Annotated in this window: 17 protein-coding genes and 3 pseudogenes; 13 read left to right on the top strand and 7 right to left on the bottom strand. The window is 49.6% G+C overall.

Annotation, left to right across the window (positions count from 1 at the left end; translation table 11 throughout):
• Positions 1 to 17: 17 nt before the first annotated feature.
• From KXD89_RS00565 to KXD89_RS22260, 5 genes and pseudogenes are all read left to right on the top strand, one after another.
• Positions 18 to 860, top strand: coding sequence for a HEAT repeat domain-containing protein (locus tag KXD89_RS00565; RefSeq protein ID WP_000072850.1), 843 nt, complete (start codon positions 18 to 20; stop codon positions 858 to 860).
• 29 nt (positions 861 to 889) lie between these two features.
• Positions 890 to 1846: pseudogene (locus KXD89_RS00560) on the top strand (RHS repeat-associated core domain-containing protein); the annotation flags it as partial.
• Between the two features lie 11 nt (positions 1847 to 1857).
• Entirely contained in the window at positions 1858 to 2319 is a 462-nt protein-coding gene (locus tag KXD89_RS00555) for a sel1 repeat family protein (RefSeq protein ID WP_000642478.1), read from the top strand.
• Between the two features lie 33 nt (positions 2320 to 2352).
• A pseudogene (locus KXD89_RS22530) lies at positions 2353 to 2571 on the top strand (RHS repeat-associated core domain-containing protein); the annotation flags it as partial.
• Positions 2572 to 2942: 371 nt separating this feature from the next.
• A pseudogene (locus KXD89_RS22260) lies at positions 2943 to 3464 on the top strand (Imm57 family immunity protein).
• 459 nt (positions 3465 to 3923) lie between these two features.
• Here KXD89_RS22260 and KXD89_RS00545 read toward each other — a convergent pair.
• Together KXD89_RS00545 and KXD89_RS00540 are read right to left on the bottom strand one after the other, a co-directional pair.
• Positions 3924 to 5060, bottom strand: a complete 1137-nt coding sequence (locus tag KXD89_RS00545) for an HlyD family secretion protein (protein ID WP_072647303.1) — start codon at positions 5058 to 5060, stop codon at positions 3924 to 3926.
• 2 nt (positions 5061 to 5062) lie between these two features.
• Complete coding sequence (locus KXD89_RS00540) at positions 5063 to 5425, bottom strand: DUF3302 domain-containing protein (RefSeq protein ID WP_000479624.1); 363 nt, start codon at positions 5423 to 5425, stop codon at positions 5063 to 5065.
• 536 nt (positions 5426 to 5961) lie between these two features.
• Between KXD89_RS00540 and mtlA the strand changes: the two genes are divergently transcribed.
• From mtlA to mtlR, 3 genes are all read left to right on the top strand, one after another.
• The gene (gene mtlA / locus KXD89_RS00535; RefSeq protein ID WP_000093247.1) at positions 5962 to 7875 is read left to right on the top strand and encodes a PTS mannitol transporter subunit IICBA; all 1914 of its coding nucleotides are present in this window, start codon (positions 5962 to 5964) and stop codon (positions 7873 to 7875) included.
• Positions 7876 to 8104: 229 nt separating this feature from the next.
• Positions 8105 to 9253, top strand: a complete 1149-nt coding sequence (mtlD, locus tag KXD89_RS00530; protein WP_000645439.1) for a mannitol-1-phosphate 5-dehydrogenase — start codon at positions 8105 to 8107, stop codon at positions 9251 to 9253.
• A complete protein-coding gene (mtlR, locus tag KXD89_RS00525) occupies positions 9253 to 9840 on the top strand; it encodes a mannitol operon repressor MtlR (protein WP_000228269.1) in 588 nt (195 codons plus the stop codon). The genes mtlD and mtlR overlap by 1 nt, the downstream gene beginning before the upstream one ends.
• A gap of 11 nt (positions 9841 to 9851) precedes the next feature.
• On the opposite strand, the gene yibT is transcribed toward mtlR, so the two are convergent.
• Positions 9852 to 10061 (bottom strand): protein YibT, encoded by a 210-nt coding sequence (yibT, locus tag KXD89_RS00520; protein WP_000517100.1) that lies wholly within the window; start codon positions 10059 to 10061, stop codon positions 9852 to 9854.
• A gap of 284 nt (positions 10062 to 10345) precedes the next feature.
• On the opposite strand from yibT, the gene KXD89_RS00515 reads away from it, so the two are divergent.
• The 5 genes from KXD89_RS00515 (at position 10346) to trmL (ending at position 15369) form a co-directional block, all read left to right on the top strand.
• Positions 10346 to 10708: a YibL family ribosome-associated protein gene (locus KXD89_RS00515; RefSeq protein WP_000665680.1), complete on the top strand. Its 363-nt coding sequence runs from the start codon at positions 10346 to 10348 to the stop codon at positions 10706 to 10708.
• Between the two features lie 371 nt (positions 10709 to 11079).
• Complete coding sequence (gene lldP, locus KXD89_RS00510) at positions 11080 to 12735, top strand: L-lactate permease (protein WP_001295233.1); 1656 nt, start codon at positions 11080 to 11082, stop codon at positions 12733 to 12735.
• Positions 12735 to 13511 (top strand): transcriptional regulator LldR, encoded by a 777-nt coding sequence (gene lldR / locus KXD89_RS00505; RefSeq protein WP_000636500.1) that lies wholly within the window; start codon positions 12735 to 12737, stop codon positions 13509 to 13511. The genes lldP and lldR overlap by 1 nt, the downstream gene beginning before the upstream one ends.
• A complete protein-coding gene (lldD, locus tag KXD89_RS00500; RefSeq protein WP_000586962.1) occupies positions 13508 to 14698 on the top strand; it encodes a quinone-dependent L-lactate dehydrogenase in 1191 nt (396 codons plus the stop codon). The genes lldR and lldD overlap by 4 nt, the downstream gene beginning before the upstream one ends.
• 197 nt (positions 14699 to 14895) lie before the next feature.
• A complete protein-coding gene (gene trmL / locus KXD89_RS00495) occupies positions 14896 to 15369 on the top strand; it encodes a tRNA (uridine(34)/cytosine(34)/5-carboxymethylaminomethyluridine(34)-2'-O)-methyltransferase TrmL (RefSeq protein WP_000932347.1) in 474 nt (157 codons plus the stop codon).
• A 52-nt stretch (positions 15370 to 15421) separates the two neighbouring features.
• Here trmL and cysE read toward each other — a convergent pair whose 3' ends face one another.
• The 4 genes from cysE to grxC form a co-directional block, all read right to left on the bottom strand.
• The gene (gene cysE / locus KXD89_RS00490; protein WP_001277561.1) at positions 15422 to 16243 is read right to left on the bottom strand and encodes a serine O-acetyltransferase; all 822 of its coding nucleotides are present in this window, start codon (positions 16241 to 16243) and stop codon (positions 15422 to 15424) included.
• Between the two features lie 79 nt (positions 16244 to 16322).
• A complete protein-coding gene (gpsA, locus tag KXD89_RS00485) occupies positions 16323 to 17342 on the bottom strand; it encodes an NAD(P)H-dependent glycerol-3-phosphate dehydrogenase (RefSeq protein WP_001076194.1) in 1020 nt (339 codons plus the stop codon).
• Positions 17342 to 17809: a protein-export chaperone SecB gene (gene secB / locus KXD89_RS00480; protein WP_000003377.1), complete on the bottom strand. Its 468-nt coding sequence runs from the start codon at positions 17807 to 17809 to the stop codon at positions 17342 to 17344. Before secB ends, gpsA begins: the two co-directional genes overlap by 1 nt.
• A gap of 62 nt (positions 17810 to 17871) precedes the next feature.
• On the bottom strand, positions 17872 to 18123 hold the full coding sequence (grxC, locus tag KXD89_RS00475) for a glutaredoxin 3 (RefSeq protein ID WP_000024392.1): 252 nt from the start codon (positions 18121 to 18123) through the stop codon (positions 17872 to 17874).
• Between the last annotated feature and the right edge of the window lie 134 nt (positions 18124 to 18257).

Below are 18257 nucleotides of genomic sequence, written 5' to 3'. Positions count from 1 at the left end.
TTGTGGAGGTTCCTGCAATGTCAAATACATACCAGAAAAGAAAGGCAAGTAAAGAGTATGGTTTATATAATCAATGTAAGAAACTAAATGATGATGAATTATTTCGCTTACTTGATGATCACAATTCCTTGAAAAGGATTTCATCTGCCAGAGTATTACAGTTAAGAGGTGGGCAAGACGCTGTTAGATTGGCAATTGAGTTCTGCTCTGATAAAAATTATATCCGTAGAGATATCGGAGCATTTATACTCGGGCAAATAAAAATTTGCAAAAAATGCGAAGATAATGTTTTTAATATTTTGAACAATATGGCATTGAATGATAAGAGCGCTTGCGTTCGAGCTACGGCAATCGAGTCAACGGCTCAGCGATGCAAGAAAAACCCAATTTATTCACCTAAAATAGTAGAACAATCTCAAATTACTGCTTTTGATAAATCGACTAATGTCAGACGTGCTACAGCATTTGCTATTTCTGTTATCAATGATAAAGCAACAATTCCACTATTGATTAATCTGTTAAAAGATCCAAATGGAGATGTCAGAAACTGGGCCGCATTTGCAATAAATATCAATAAATATGATAATAGTGATATTAGGGATTGTTTTGTGGAGATGCTTCAGGATAAAAATGAGGAAGTCCGTATTGAAGCAATAATCGGACTTTCCTACAGAAAAGATAAAAGGGTTTTATCTGTTTTATGCGATGAGTTAAAAAAAAATACTGTTTATGATGATATCATTGAAGCTGCGGGTGAATTAGGTGATAAAACGCTACTTCCTGTTTTAGATACTATGTTGTACAAGTTTGATGACAATGAAATTATAACTTCCGCTATTGATAAGCTGAAGCGTTCATAGCGTGAGTTGCCTATGCACAGTGGGGGATTCCCGCCGGCACGGTGCAGATGCTCGACCGGCTGGAAAGTGAAATCCTGGCTGACCGGGTGAGTGAGGAAAGCCGCCGCTGGCTGGCATCGTGCGGCCTGACCGTGGAGCAGATGAAAAACCAGATGGACCCGGTGTACACGCCGGCGCGAAAAATCCACCTGTACCACTGCGACCATCGCGGCCTGCCGCTGGCGCTCATCAGCACGGAAGGGGCAACAGCGTGGTGCGCAGAATATGATGAATGGGGCAACCTGCTGAGTGATGAGAACCCGCATCATCTGCAGCAGCTCATTCGCCTGCCGGGTCAGCAGTATGATGAGGAGTCCGGCCTGTATTACAACCGCCACCGCTATTATGACCCGCTGCTGGGGCGGTATATCACTCAGGATCCGATTGGACTGAAGGGGGGATGGAATTTTTATCAGTATCCGTTGAATCCGGTCATAAATGTAGATCCGCAAGGTTTGGTTGATATAAATTTATACCCCGAAAGTGATCTTATCCATTCTGTAGCTGATGAGATTAATATCCCAGGCGTTTTCACAATCGGGGGGCATGGTACCCCCACATCTATTGAATCCGCAACGCGCAGTATCATGACAGCTAAAGATCTAGCATATCTAATTAAATTTGATGGGAATTATAAAGATGGGATGACAGTTTGGTTATTTTCTTGTAATACAGGTAAAGGACAAAATTCATTTGCTAGCTAATTAGCTAAAGAGTTACATACAAATGTAATAGGACCTGACACGCTATGGACGTGGTGGGGGCGAGGAACTAATGGTAAGTTAAAAATGGATACAGTGCTAACAGCACCAACGAACCTTAATTCAAATAAGGATCTAATGGCTATAACAACAAAAGACCTTGGTAATTGGATAACATATGGGCCATCTGGGCACCCCATTTCTAATATGCAAGGTACGCCAGAAAAACCCAGTGATATAAGATAGGTTGTAGATGTATGAAAGCATGCTTGTTACTATTTTTTTATTTCTCTTTTATTTGTCAATTGCATGGTGCTGATGTGAAAATAAAACAAAACGAAAGTATGATGGGGTCTACAGCAATGACCTATGATTTAAGTGAAGAAAAGTTGATGAAACTGAAGTATAAATCACAACATGGTGATTCAGAGGCATCATTTCGACTATATCAATATTACTGCTTTACTAAAAATAACATTTACAAACAATTGCGATTCTTGGAAAGATCAGCATCTCAGGGGAATGTTACAGCGCAGTTTAATTATGGGGTCTTTTTATCAGATACAAATCCAACATTATCAGAATATTATAATTTGAATAGAGCTATTTATTGGATGGAATTCGCTGTAAATAACGGTAATATTGATGCAAAGAGCAAACTTCAAGAGCTCAAAAAGCTAAAGCGAATGGATAGAAGGAAGAATAAGGAGAATCCGTAAAAGCAATAGTTCATCAGACTGCCGCAGCAGTAGTATGATGATGAATCAGGGCTGTACTATAACTATTATCGGTAACATTAACCGCAGCAGGGGCGGTATAACACTCAGGCTCCGATTGGGCTGGAAGGTAGGTGGAATTTTTATCAGTATCCGTTGAACCCGATTTCTGGAATCGATCCCCTTGGGATTAGCCACCTGTTTATACAGCATAACTTTAGGTATGCTTTCGTGTGTTTCAGATATACCATGTGATGATAATTTTTATGATGTGCTTAGTATTCCAGTCGCTTCTGGTAATAATATGCAATGTAAAAATAATCCCCGTTGTACACATTTATAAATAGATGGCCAATACCTCAAGGCCTATGGAGTTGGAATGTTAATGACCCGGGAGCAAGCAATAGAAAACCTGACGGCATACGATTAGTACCGTCAGTTAATACAGGAACTTATAATCGCAATGGATTTTCAATACATAGTTGTTTAAACGCTTTTGGTCCGTCTTTAGGACCTCGATTCTGTTCCGAGGGTTGTATAACTGGTTTATCTAATGACATGCAAAAATTAAATGAGTTAATATTTTCAGAGCCAGATAGCACATTAACAGTTACGGACTAAAAAATATGGCAAGGTTATTAACAATTGTATTTTTTTCTCTATTTCTGCGAGTGCAGTTACTGCAAGACAATTTCAGAGAGAGTTAGATTTGACAGACAAAGCAATATTATGGGCACTAATATCAGCCAGTACTAAAGAGGGACGAAAAGCGTGTTCACTAAGCTATTTTGCCTGTAAGGCCGCAGAGGCTGAACTCGGACTGGCATATATGGCTGCGAATGATAACAAGGAATTTCTCACATCCTTATTTAATATAATGAGGTACAAAATAGATGCTGGACTTTCCGAATCCTATACATGCTATTTATTAAGTAAGGGAAAGATCATAAGACCATATCTGAAAAATCTAAATCCACTCCAACTTGCCGCTGATTGCATTGAAACAGTAAATAAAATAAAAGATAAGAATAAAAAAAATCATTGATATAAATTCAGTTAATATTTGTAGTGATGATAAAAATATAAAATTGAGAGTTAATAGTACTATTATGGCCATTGATGATTCTATAAAGTGCATCGATGAATGATAACTTAATTTTATTTAAAAATATATTAATAACTCACTCTCCAGGAGTTTTTTTAACTTAGTTTTATAATGAATACGATAATTAAAAGTGAAGAAGAAAATAGTTGTATACATATATTCCATGACCCTACATTGTGATCTATAGATTAAATATTTTTTAAATGTGACTGTCATCCTTCAGATAATAAAGCCATCATCGCAATAGATGGAAAAGCACTCCTGCTCTTTTTTGATTAGAGCCGTCGCAGGAGGAACAACTCATATCATCATTGCGATCTCGACGATGTATAGTCTCATCCTGCGGCAGAACAAGACGGATAAAAAATCCAATGAGAGCACACTCATCCAGAACTTATTAACATAATGAATATTAAAGAAAAATCATCGAAGCTAATGAAGTAATATGCAAAAATAATTAGTCCTTACAAGGAGCAAAGTTCCATAATCTCCCCCCTCCCCCTCAATGATCCAAATAAAGATAATGCATCCAGCTGGTCATTCTTAGCAGCACTTTCCGCATCACCGAAACATGGCTGAAATGGTCGGAGTAAACCGCCACCTGGGCGTAGATGCCGTCGGGTAAGGCATCGATATCATCGTTAGGGTCCAGTTCAATGGTTCCCAGCACACCGTCCGTGCCGGGCACGATCGTTAATGATTGCAATACCCCCTGCGCCTGATAAGAACCGCCTGGCACGACAGGTAAAATACTAGTCAGTTTGCCGTGAAACACCTGCCCAGGTAGCGCGTTAAACACCACTTCCGCATCATCGCCAGGTTTCAGACGTAACAGCGAGTTTTGCCGAAATTGGGCGACAATTTGCCGTTTTTGCTCGGGGATGAAGACCATCACCGGACGCAGCGGCAAGGCAGCTGCGTATGTACCTGGGCGGATCAGTACCTGAGTAACGTAGCCATTGCTCGGCGCGCGAATGACAGTCTGCTCAAGGTTATATTTTGCTTCAGTAAGTTGCGCTCTTAAGCTCACAATCTGCGATTGCTCGCCGTTAACCATACTGTCGAGCTGGCTCTGGATCTGCGCCTGCTCCGCCACCGAGCCTTTCACCAGCGCATCCTGCGCGAGGAAATTTTGCCGCGCATCGTCGATGTCACGTTCCGAGAACGGATTCACCGCCGCCTGGCTGCCTTTCAAGTAACGTTGATAATTTTTAAACAGACGGTCGCGCTCCGCTGAAACCTGGGTGGTGTTGGCCTGCGCTTCAGTGAGCTGCGCACGCAGCGTCTTTATATTATGCGTCGCCGTCATCAGGTCAGCCTGAAGTCTGTCAACTCGCGCCTGGTAACGAACCGGGTCGAGCTTAAAAAGCACCTCGCCCTTTTGAATAAGCTGATTATTCTTGTCAGTGACTTCAGTAACAATTCCCGTCACCTGTGGCGTGATAGGGATCGCTATCACTGCCTTTTGCGCGGTAAAAGTGTAAGGGTGGTTGTAGTTCATCAACAAAATCAAACCACTCACCAGAAACACGCCTCCCAGCGCCGCCGTCGCCAGCGTCCACTGATTTACCGGAATGCGGAAGATTTTAAAGACCGCCCACGCCAGCGCCACGTAAGTTAAAACAATCAATAGATCCATAATTAGATCTCCGGGAACGTGGAATAGTCAGTCTTTTTCTCGGCGGCGAGTTGATGCTCCAGCCGGGAAATTCGGTCAGAAAGTGCGGCGATTTCCGGGTCAGTCGCTTTCTCCTGCGACGCAACATGTGACTGCATACCCCAGCCACGCTCCGGTTGATAGAGCGTCGCCCAGATCCACAGAAACGGCCAGATAACATGCAGAGTAAACAGGCTCACCCAGCCCGCCGTATGAATAGCGTCGGCATGGGGATGGTTGCGCTTTTTGGCAATCAGATAAGGGATGTCATGTATCGCGATGATTCCATAAAAAATCACCAGAAAGACGAAGATCAGCACTCCCAACGCGAAATAGTTTAGAAACATATCTGCCTCGGATTCACGTTTATCAGTGTTGTTTTTGGGCTGGCAGCCAGAAGGGAGTCAGGCTGATATTTTGACAATAATCCGGGTTCGCGATTCTCGCCATAACACCAAAGAATAATTTTTAGAGGTGATGAGTTGCTTAGTTACATAACGATTGTATGACGAAGGCATAACATGCTGTAGATCACATCAGGTGAACGCCGTAAGAAAATATCTTGTGATTCAGATCACAAAGATTCAACAAACCATCAAAACAAAAATGTGACACTACTCACATTTAAATGCCATTTTTAGCGAAAATCGCCGCCTTGTTGCTTTTTTACACAAGCGTTTTGTGATGAACGTCACGTCAATTACCTCTCTACCCCCTATATTTATGTGATTGATATCACACAAAAGGCCGTCGACTGGACAGTTAACCGATTCAGTGCCAGATTTCGCAGTATCTACAAGGTCCGGCTACCTCTGCCGCCACATTAACAAAAAACCTCGGGCTTCCAGCCTGCGCGACAGCAAACATAAGAAGGGGTGTTTTTATGTCATCCGATATTAAGATCAAAGTGCAAAGCTTTGGTCGTTTCCTCAGCAACATGGTGATGCCAAATATCGGCGCGTTTATCGCGTGGGGTATCATCACCGCGTTATTTATTCCAACAGGGTGGTTACCGAACGAGACGCTGGCGAAGCTGGTCGGGCCGATGATCACTTATCTCCTGCCGCTGCTGATCGGTTATACCGGTGGTAAGCTGGTAGGCGGCGAACGTGGCGGCGTAGTCGGTGCCATCACCACCATGGGCGTTATCGTCGGCGCAGACATGCCGATGTTCCTCGGTTCTATGATTGCAGGTCCGCTGGGCGGCTGGTGCATTAAGCACTTCGACCGCTGGGTAGACGGTAAGATCAAATCCGGTTTTGAGATGCTGGTGAATAACTTCTCCGCAGGCATCATCGGGATGATCCTCGCTATTCTGGCATTCCTCGGCATTGGCCCGATTGTTGAAGCCCTGTCCAAAATGCTGGCTGCGGGCGTTAACTTCATGGTTGTCCATGACATGCTGCCGCTGGCGTCTATCTTTGTTGAACCGGCGAAAATCCTGTTCCTCAACAACGCCATTAACCACGGTATCTTCTCGCCGCTGGGTATTCAGCAGTCCCATGAACTGGGTAAATCAATCTTCTTCCTGATTGAAGCTAACCCAGGTCCAGGTATGGGCGTGCTGCTGGCGTACATGTTCTTTGGTCGTGGTAGCGCTAAACAGTCTGCGGGCGGTGCGGCAATCATCCACTTCCTGGGGGGTATCCACGAAATCTACTTCCCGTATGTGCTGATGAATCCGCGTCTGATCCTCGCAGTCATCCTCGGCGGTATGACTGGCGTGTTCACGCTGACTATCCTGGGCGGTGGTCTGGTTTCTCCGGCATCTCCGGGTTCTATCCTTGCTGTACTGGCGATGACACCAAAAGGTGCTTACTTCGCTAACATCGCGGGTGTGTGTGCGGCGATGGCTGTCTCCTTCGTTGTCTCTGCTATTTTGCTGAAAACCAGCAAAGTGAAAGAAGAAGATGATATTGAAGCAGCAACTCGTCGTATGCAGGACATGAAAGCTGAGTCTAAAGGCGCATCTCCGCTGTCTGCTGGCGATGTGACTAACGACCTGAGCCACGTACGTAAAATCATCGTTGCCTGTGACGCCGGTATGGGTTCCAGTGCGATGGGCGCAGGCGTTCTGCGTAAGAAAATTCAGGATGCAGGTCTGTCGCAGATTTCTGTTACTAACAGCGCGATCAACAACCTGCCGCCAGATGTGGACCTCGTCATCACTCACCGTGACCTGACCGAACGCGCTATGCGCCAGGTTCCGCAGGCACAGCATATTTCGCTGACCAACTTCCTCGACAGCGGCCTGTACACCAGCCTGACCGAACGTCTGGTTGCTGCCCAACGCCACACGGCAAACGAAGAGAAAGTAAAAGACAGCCTGAAAGACAGCTTTGACGATTCCAGTGCTAACCTGTTCAAGCTAGGCGCGGAGAACATCTTCCTCGGTCGCAAAGCGGCAACCAAAGAAGAAGCGATTCGTTTTGCTGGCGAGCAGCTGGTGAAAGGCGGTTACGTTGAGCCGGAATACGTTCAGGCGATGCTGGATCGTGAAAAACTGACCCCGACTTATCTGGGTGAGTCTATCGCGGTGCCACACGGTACGGTTGAAGCGAAAGATCGCGTACTGAAAACGGGCGTCGTGTTCTGCCAGTACCCGGAAGGCGTGCGCTTCGGTGAAGAAGAAGATGACATTGCCCGTCTGGTGATTGGTATTGCTGCCCGTAACAACGAGCACATTCAGGTTATCACCAGCCTGACCAATGCACTGGATGATGAGTCCGTCATCGAGCGTCTGGCACACACCACCAGCGTGGATGAAGTGCTGGAACTGCTGGCAGGTCGTAAGTAATCCAATCCCACCCTCTCCACATGGAGAAGGTGGGGTTAATTGCCTGATGCGCTACGCTTATCAGGCCTACAGGATGCATCACAATTTGTTGAATTTGCACGTTCTTGTAGGCCGGATAAGGCGCTTACGCCGCATCCGGCGCTGCCCCTCTCCTCACGGAGAGGGTTTGGGTGAGGGAAAAGCCTCACCCCAGCCCTCTCGGGTAAAAACATTGATGAAGGTTAATACTATGAAAGCATTACATTTTGGCGCAGGTAATATCGGTCGTGGCTTTATCGGTAAACTGCTGGCAGACGCGGGTATCCAACTGACGTTTGCCGATGTCAATCAGGTGGTACTTGATGCCCTGAATGCCCGTCATAGCTATCAGGTACATGTGGTTGGTGAAACCGAGCAGGTAGATACCGTTTCCGGCGTCAATGCTGTCAGCAGCATTGGTGATGATGTCGTTGATCTGATTGCTCAGGTTGATTTAGTCACTACCGCCGTTGGCCCGGTTGTGCTGGAACGTATTGCTCCGGCAATCGCCAAAGGGCAGGTGAAACGTAAAGAACAAGGTAATGAATCCCCGCTGAACATCATCGCCTGTGAAAACATGGTACGCGGTACCACGCAGCTGAAAGGCCATGTGATGAACGCCCTGCCGGAAGACGCCAAAGCGTGGGTAGAAGAACACGTTGGCTTTGTCGATTCCGCCGTTGACCGCATCGTACCGCCTTCGGCTTCGGCAACTAACGATCCGCTGGAAGTGACGGTAGAAACCTTCAGCGAATGGATTGTCGATAAAACGCAGTTCAAAGGCGCACTGCCGAACATCCCAGGCATGGAGTTAACCGACAACCTGATGGCATTTGTCGAACGTAAACTCTTCACCCTGAACACGGGTCATGCTATAACCGCGTACCTCGGAAAACTGGCCGGTCATCAGACCATTCGTGACGCGATTCTCGACGAGAAAATCCGCGCGGTGGTAAAAGGTGCGATGGAAGAAAGTGGTGCAGTATTGATCAAGCGCTACGGCTTTGACGCTGACAAGCATGCGGCGTACATCCAGAAAATTCTCGGCCGTTTTGAGAACCCGTATCTGAAAGATGATGTAGAGCGCGTAGGCCGTCAGCCACTGCGTAAACTGAGTGCTGGCGACCGTCTGATCAAGCCACTGCTCGGTACGCTGGAATATGGTCTGCCACATAAAAACCTGATTGAAGGTATTGCCGCTGCAATGCACTTCCGCAGTGAAGATGATCCGCAGGCTCAGGAACTGGCAGCACTGATCGCTGACAAAGGTCCGCAGGCGGCGCTGGCACAGATTTCCGGTCTTGATGCCAACAGCGAGGTTGTATCCGAGGCGGTAACCGCTTATAAAGCAATGCAATAATGGTGGACCAGGCGCAGGACACCCTGCGCCCGAATAACAGATTGTCAGATATGCAGGCAACAATGGAACAAACCCAGGCCTTTGAAAACCGTGTGCTTGAGCGTCTGAATGCTGGCAAAACCGTGCGAAGCTTTCTGATCACCGCCGTCGAGCTCCTGACCGAGGCGGTAAATCTTCTGGTGCTTCAGGTATTCCGCAAAGACGATTACGCGGTGAAGTATGCTGTAGAACCGTTACTCGACGGCGATGGTCCGCTGGGCGATCTTTCTGTGCGTTTAAAACTCATTTACGGGTTGGGCGTCATTAACCGCCAGGAATACGAAGATGCGGAACTGCTGATGGCATTGCGTGAAGAGCTAAATCACGACGGCAACGAGTACGCCTTTACCGACGACGAAATCCTTGGACCCTTTGGTGAACTGCACTGCGTGGCGGCGTTACCACCGCCGCCACAGTTTGAACCAGCAGACTCCAGTTTGTATGCAATGCAAATTCAGCGCTATCAACAGGCTGTGCGATCAACAATGGTCCTTTCACTGACTGAGCTGATTTCCAAAATCAGCTTAAAAAAAGCCTTTCAAAAGTAAGCAACGTCTGCTTACTGCCCCTCTACCTGCTTCGGCCGATAAAGCCGACGATAATACTCCAGACGTTGTAGATATAACGGCACGCTTTCATCGGGTATTCCGGACGGAATCGCGTTACGGGGAGGAAGTTTTTTCAGATACTCCCGGAACGCCTGGCTTGATGCCATGAAATCTACGGCTTTATCGATAAGAAGCGGAACGTTTTCACCTAATTTGCCCATGATGATATCTCCGTATTACCCCGCGCCGGGAATGCGCGGCCGCCAATTTTAGTTTAGGTTCCCGGTAAAGATGACATTAAGGAAAACGTGCTGAATCCTCAATAATCATCCGCTGCTGTTTATTATCTTTTTTCTATAGATTTCTTAATTAATCAACGAATTGCGCAGTTTTTGAGCATGTTAATGATTACGTTACAGAACTATTACAATGTCATTAGTTGTGAACAAAGCACCTGGTCGCGCATACTAGGGGCTATAAATTTATCTTTATCAGAAGCCATCACATGAAAGAAGTCGAAAAAAACGAAATCAAACGCCTCAGCGATCGCCTGGACGCCATCCGCCACCAGCAGGCCGATCTTTCGCTGGTTGAAGCCGCAGACAAATATGCCGAGCTGGAAAAAGAGAAAGCCACGCTGGAAGCAGAAATTGCTCGCCTGCGTGAAGTTCATAGCCAAAAACTGAGTAAAGAAGCACAGAAGCTGATGAAGATGCCATTCCAGCGCGCAATTACCAAAAAAGAGCAGGCTGATATGGGCAAGCTGAAGAAAAGTGTTCGCGGACTGGTCGTTGTGCACCCAATGACCGCACTGGGCCGCGAAATGGGCCTGCAGGAGATGACTGGGTTTTCAAAGACCGCGTTTTAAGAACACAGTATCTACAGGGTGATTCTGCACATTCCTATAGGCCGAGTAAGGTGTTCACGCCGCATCCGGCAAGATAAGGCGCTCTGGATCAACAACCTAAGGGCAATTCTCTGATGAGGATTGCCCTTTTCTTTACCAGACATCTCCCCCCACAAGAATTGGCCCTACCAATTCTTCGCTTATCTGACCTCTGGTTCACAATTTCCCAATTAAAACTCACATCAATGTTGCCAATACATAACATTTAGTTAACCATTCATTGTCATTATCCCTACACAACACAATTGGCAGTGCCACTTTTACACAACGTGTGACAAGGAGATGAGCAACAGACTCATTACACGATGTGCGTGGACTCCAGGAGACCTGCAATGAATCTCTGGCAACAAAACTACGATCCCGCCGGGAATATCTGGCTTTCCAGTCTGATAGCATCGCTTCCCATCCTGTTTTTCTTCTTTGCGCTGATTAAGCTCAAACTGAAAGGATACGTCGCCGCCTCGTGGACGGTGGCAATCGCCCTTGCCGTGGCTTTGCTGTTCTATAAAATGCCGGTCGCTAACGCGCTGGCCTCGGTGGTTTATGGTTTCTTCTACGGGTTGTGGCCCATCGCGTGGATCATTATTGCAGCGGTGTTCGTCTATAAGATCTCGGTGAAAACCGGGCAGTTTGACATCATTCGCTCGTCTATTCTTTCGATAACCCCTGACCAGCGTCTGCAAATGCTGATCGTCGGTTTCTGTTTCGGCGCGTTCCTTGAAGGAGCCGCAGGCTTTGGCGCACCGGTAGCAATTACCGCCGCATTGCTGGTCGGCCTGGGTTTTAAACCGCTGTACGCCGCCGGGCTGTGCCTGATTGTTAACACCGCGCCAGTGGCATTTGGTGCGATGGGCATTCCAATCCTGGTTGCCGGACAGGTAACAGGTATCGACAGCTTTGAGATTGGTCAGATGGTGGGGCGGCAGCTACCGTTTATGACCATTATCGTGCTGTTCTGGATCATGGCGATTATGGACGGCTGGCGCGGTATCAAAGAGACGTGGCCTGCGGTCGTGGTTGCGGGCGGCTCGTTTGCCATCGCTCAGTACCTTAGCTCTAACTTCATTGGGCCGGAGCTGCCGGACATTATCTCTTCGCTGGTATCACTGCTCTGCCTGACGCTGTTCCTCAAACGCTGGCAGCCAGTGCGTGTATTCCGTTTTGGTGATTTGGGGGCGTCACAGGTTGATATGACGCTGGCCCACACCGGTTACACTGCGGGTCAGGTGTTACGTGCCTGGACACCGTTCCTGTTCCTGACAGCTACCGTAACACTGTGGAGTATCCCGCCGTTTAAAGCCCTGTTCGCATCGGGTGGCGCGCTGTATGAGTGGGTGATCAATATTCCGGTGCCGTACCTCGATAAACTGGTTGCCCGTATGCCGCCAGTGGTCAGCGAGGCTACAGCCTATGCCGCCGTGTTTAAGTTTGACTGGTTCTCTGCCACCGGCACCGCCATTCTGTTTGCTGCACTGCTCTCGATTGTCTGGCTGAAGATGAAACCGTCTGACGCTATCAGCACCTTCGGCAGCACGCTGAAAGAACTGGCTCTGCCCATCTACTCCATCGGTATGGTGCTGGCATTCGCCTTTATTTCGAACTATTCCGGACTGTCATCAACACTGGCGCTGGCACTGGCGCACACCGGTCATGCATTCACCTTCTTCTCGCCGTTCCTCGGCTGGCTGGGGGTATTCCTGACCGGGTCGGATACCTCATCTAACGCCCTGTTCGCCGCGCTGCAAGCCACCGCAGCACAACAAATTGGCGTCTCTGATCTGTTGCTGGTTGCCGCCAATACCACCGGTGGCGTCACCGGTAAGATGATCTCCCCGCAATCTATCGCTATCGCCTGTGCGGCGGTAGGCCTGGTGGGCAAAGAGTCTGATTTGTTCCGCTTTACTGTCAAACACAGCCTGATCTTCACCTGTATAGTGGGCGTGATCACCACGCTTCAGGCTTATGTCTTAACGTGGATGATTCCTTAATGATTGTTTTACCCAGACGCCTGTCAGACGAGGTTGCCGATCGTGTGCGGGCGCTGATTGATGAAAAAAACCTGGAAGCGGGCATGAAGTTGCCCGCTGAGCGCCAACTGGCGATGCAACTCGGCGTATCACGTAATTCACTGCGCGAGGCGCTGGCAAAACTGGTGAGTGAAGGCGTGCTGCTCAGTCGACGCGGCGGCGGGACGTTTATTCGCTGGCGTCATGACACATGGTCGGAGCAAAACATCGTCCAGCCGCTAAAAACACTGATGGCCGATGATCCGGATTACAGTTTCGATATTCTGGAAGCCCGCTACGCCATTGAAGCCAGCACCGCATGGCATGCGGCAATGCGCGCCACACCTGGCGACAAAGAAAAGATTCAGCTTTGCTTTGAAGCAACGCTAAGTGAAGACCCGGATATCGCCTCACAAGCGGACGTTCGTTTTCATCTGGCGATTGCCGAAGCCTCACATAACATCGTGCTGCTGCAAACCATGCGCGGTTTCTTCGATGTCCTGCAATCCTCAGTGAAGCATAGCCGTCAGCGGATGTATCTGGTGCCACCGGTTTTTTCACAACTGACCGAACAACATCAGGCTGTCATTGACGCCATTTTTGCCGGTGATGCTGACGGGGCGCGTAAAGCAATGATGGCGCACCTTAGTTTTGTTCACACCACCATGAAACGATTCGATGAAGATCAGGCTCGCCACGCACGGATTACCCGCCTGCCCGGTGAGCATAATGAGCATTCGAGGGAGAAAAACGCATGATTATTTCCGCAGCCAGCGATTATCGCGCCGCAGCGCAACGCATTCTGCCGCCGTTCCTGTTCCACTATATGGATGGTGGTGCATATTCTGAATACACGCTGCGCCGCAACGTGGAAGATTTGTCAGAAGTGGCGCTGCGCCAGCGTATTCTGAAAAACATGTCCGACTTAAGCCTGGAAACGACGCTGTTTAATGAGAAATTGTCGATGCCGGTGGCACTGGCTCCGGTGGGTTTGTGTGGCATGTATGCGCGTCGTGGCGAAGTTCAGGCAGCCAAAGCGGCGGACGCGCATGGTATTCCGTTTACTCTCTCGACGGTTTCCGTTTGCCCGATTGAAGAAGTCGCGCCAGCCATCAAGCGCCCAATGTGGTTCCAGCTTTATGTACTGCGCGATCGCGGCTTTATGCGTAACGCGCTGGAGCGAGCAAAAGCAGCGGGTTGTTCGACGCTGGTTTTCACCGTGGATATGCCGACACCGGGCGCACGCTACCGTGATGCGCATTCAGGTATGAGCGGCCCGAACGCGGCAATGCGCCGCTACTTGCAAGCGGTGACACATCCGCAATGGGCGTGGGATGTGGGCCTGAACGGTCGTCCACATGATTTAGGTAATATCTCAGCTTATCTCGGCAAACCGACCGGACTGGAAGATTACATCGGCTGGCTGGGGAATAACTTCGATCCGTCCATCTCATGGAAAGACCTTGAATGGATCCGCGATTTCTGGGATGGCCCGATGGTGATCAAAGGGATCCTCGATCCGGAAGATGCGCGCGATGCAGTACGTTTTGGTGCTGATGGAATTGTGGTTTCTAACCACGGTGGCCGCCAGCTGGACGGTGTACTCTCTTCCGCCCGTGCACTGCCTGCTATTGCAGATGCGGTGAAAGGTGATATAGCCATTCTGGCGGATAGCGGAATTCGTAACGGGCTTGATGTCGTGCGTATGATTGCGCTCGGTGCCGACACCGTACTGCTGGGTCGTGCTTTCTTGTATGCGCTGGCAACAGCGGGCCAGGCGGGTGTAGCTAACCTGCTAAATCTGATCGAAAAAGAGATGAAAGTGGCGATGACGCTGACTGGCGCGAAATCGATCAGCGAAATTACGCAAGATTCGCTGGTGCAGGGGCTGGGTAAAGAGTTGCCTGCGGCACTGGCTCCCATGGCGAAAGGGAATGCGGCATAGTCGTTTGCGCCCCCTCACCCTAACCCTCTCCCTCAGGGAGAGGGGACCGTTCGGCGCTGTATGTACTCCCTCACTCTGAAACGACACCGCACTCTTTTTTTCTCCCTCGCCCCTCCGGGGAGAGGGCCGGGGTGAGGGGAAAAGGCCGCACTGCTCACCAATTTTCTGCTATCCTGCCCCCGCACTAAGGGGGCAGTATGCTAAACATCGTACTTTACGAACCAGAAATTCCGCCAAATACTGGCAACATCATCCGTCTTTGCGCTAATACCGGCTTTCGTCTGCATATCATCGAACCGATGGGATTTGCCTGGGACGATAAGCGCCTGCGCCGCGCGGGGCTGGACTATCACGAGTTTACCGCCGTTACGCGTCATCATGACTATCGCGCGTTCCTCGAAGCAGAAAATCCCCAGCGCCTGTTCGCCCTCACCACGAAAGGTACACCTGCTCACAGCGCCGTAAGCTATCAGGATGGCGATTATCTGATGTTCGGCCCGGAAACACGCGGCCTGCCAGCGAGCATTCTTGATGCCCTGCCCGCTGAACAAAAAATTCGCATTCCGATGGTGCCGGACAGCCGCAGCATGAATCTGTCCAATGCGGTGTCGGTAGTGGTGTATGAAGCCTGGCGGCAGTTGGGGTATCCGGGAGCGGTATTGAGAGATTAGTTACTGTAGGCCGGATAGATGATTACATCGCATCCGGCACGATCACAGGACATTAGATCCCATCCCCATACTCAAATGTATGGTTAATACCGTTGAAATGCTGGTCCATATCCATTGATGGCTTATCGCTGTCTGGTTTACCGACAATACGAGCCGGAACGCCAGCGGCGGTGGTATGCGGCGGCACCGGTTGCAGCACCACGGAACCTGCGCCAATCTTCGCGCCGCGCCCAACTTCAATATTGCCGAGGATTTTCGCGCCCGCGCCAATCATCACACCTTCACGAATTTTCGGGTGACGGTCACCACCAGATTTACCCGTACCGCCAAGCGTCACAGATTGCAGAATCGATACGTCGTTTTCAATCACCGCCGTTTCACCAACGACGATGCCTGTCGCGTGGTCAAGCATGATACCGCGACCAATTTTTGCTGCCGGGTGAATATCGACCTGGAACGTCACAGAAACCTGGTTTTGCAGAAAGATTGCCAGTGCGCGACGCCCCTGATTCCACAACCAGTGACCGATGCGATAGGCCTGCAAGGCATGAAAACCCTTCAGGTATAACAACGGGGTTGAGTATTTATCGACTGCCGGGTCGCGGGTACGCACCGCCTGAATATCACAGGCCGCAGAGGCGATCATTTCCGGGTCAGCGGCGTAGGCTTCTTCCACCACTTCACGGATAGCAATAGCAGGCATAATTGGCGATGACAGCTTGTTCGCCAGCATGTAGCTCAGTGCACTGCCAAGGTTTTCGTGCTTGAGTAGCGTCGCGTGGTAAAAACTGGCCAGCATTGGCTCACAGTCCGCCAGCGTTCTGGCTTCGGCTTTAATATTGTTCCAGACAATTTCCAGTTCTTCACACGACATTGCTTACTCCACACGATGAGATAATGACCGGCCCGTTCTGCGCGGGCCGGGTCATAGCGGTAACAAAGGTTCCCTGGGGTTAGTGGCTGCTGCGCTCGTCCTTGCGTGCACGACCTAGTAAAGTCAATGCTGCCTCGCGCGCGTTTTTTCCGCAATATAATACTTGATAAATTTCCTCGGTTATTGGCATTTCAACGCCGAAGCGATGCGCCAGTTCGCGGACTTCTTTCGTATTGCGGTAGCCTTCCACCACCTGACCAATCTTCTCCTGCGCGCTTTGTACATCCATGCCCTGACCGAGCATCATGCCAAAACGGCGGTTACGCGACTGGTTGTCGGTACAGGTAAGCACCAGATCGCCAAGCCCCGCCATGCCCATAAAGGTGGCAGGGTCGGCACCCAGCGCCGCACCAAGACGCGACATTTCAGCCAGCCCACGGGTGATCAGCGCCGTACGCGCATTCGCACCAAAACCGATACCGTCGGACATCCCCGCACCAATGGCAATAACGTTTTTCACCGCGCCGCCAAGCTGCACGCCAATGAAATCCGGATTGCTGTAAACGCGGAAACTTTTGCCGCAGTGCAGCAGCTGCTGGAGATCATCGGCAAAGGTCTGATCGGTCGAGGCCAGCGAAATAGCTGTCGGTAAACCTGCCGCCAGTTCTTTCGCAAACGTTGGGCCAGAGATAACCGCCAGCGGAATTTGATCGCCTAAGGCCTCACGCGCCACGTCCTGTAACAGACGTCCGGTTTCCGCTTCCAGCCCTTTGGTCGCCCACACCAGACGCGCATCAGGACGCATCAGTGGTTTAATCTGGCGCAGCACTTCACCAAAGACATGGCTGGGTACGACGACGAGAATATTACGGCTGGCTGCCAGCGCAGTGGCGAGATCGCTTTCAAGATGGAGCGTATCGGGAAAAGGCACATCGGGGAGAAACGCGGCGTTACAGCGGTCGCGTTCAAGCGTTGCGATATGTTCAGGGTCATGGCCCCAGAGGACAACCTCGTGGCCATTTCTTGCCAGGGTGATGGCAAGAGCGGTGCCGTACGAGCCGGCACCGATCACAGTCATTGAAGCATTACGTTGGTTCATCAGGCATCCTGATGTTCTTCAGTACCTTCGCCAGCCTGCTGCTGCAAATAGTTCATGAACAGCGCATCGAAGTTAACCGGCGCAAGGTTCAGTTGCGGGAATGTACCGCGGGATACCATGCTGGTGATGCACTCACGAGCATACGGGAACAGAATGTTCGGGCAGTATGCTCCCAGGCAATGCGCCATCTGGGTGCCTTCGATACCCGCGATGGAGAAAATACCGCCCTGCTGAACTTCACACAGGAACGCGGTTTCTTCGCCCAAAGAGGCCGTTACGGTAACACGCAGTACCACTTCGTATACGTCATCTGCCAGTTGGGAAGATGCCGTATCCAGATCAAGTTTAACTTCTGGTTGCCAATCTTTCTGGAAAACGTGCGGCGCGTTCGGCGCTTCGAAAGAGATATCCTTGGTATAAATACGTTGGATCTGGAAAGTCATTTCAGTGTTGTTTTGTTCTGACATGTGTAGAAAACCCTTAAGTGTTGTCCTTAAATACTGCGCAATGTAATGCCAACGTTCACACGTTATTTCAGCAGGGGATCCAGTCCACCACGTGCATCCAATGCATACAAGTCATCACAGCCGCCAATGTGCTGTGCGTCAATAAAAATCTGGGGAACCGTGGTGCGACCGCTGCGTTTGATCATCTCTTCACGCTTGGCGGCGTTGCCATCGATCGGCAGCTCCTGGAAACTCACGCCCTTGCTGCTCAGCAGTGCTTTTGCACGATGGCAATACGGGCAGGTTTCTTTGGTATAGATTTCAACATTGGCCATAAATTAGCTCCTGTTTTTTTACCCTGAAATTTCATGTTGCAGGGCGGCAGCAAAATGGAGTGTCCCCAGAAGCTTATAACAATAAGTCGCTGGGGGCCTAATTGCAGCTAACGGCCTGCATCATGAAAGACGAC

The organism is Escherichia sp. TC-EC600-tetX4 (assembly GCF_019356055.1).
Taxonomy (GTDB): domain Bacteria; phylum Pseudomonadota; class Gammaproteobacteria; order Enterobacterales; family Enterobacteriaceae.
The sequence above is the reverse complement of the archived record's forward strand: the minus strand, read 5'-3'. Positions and strand labels throughout refer to the sequence as shown.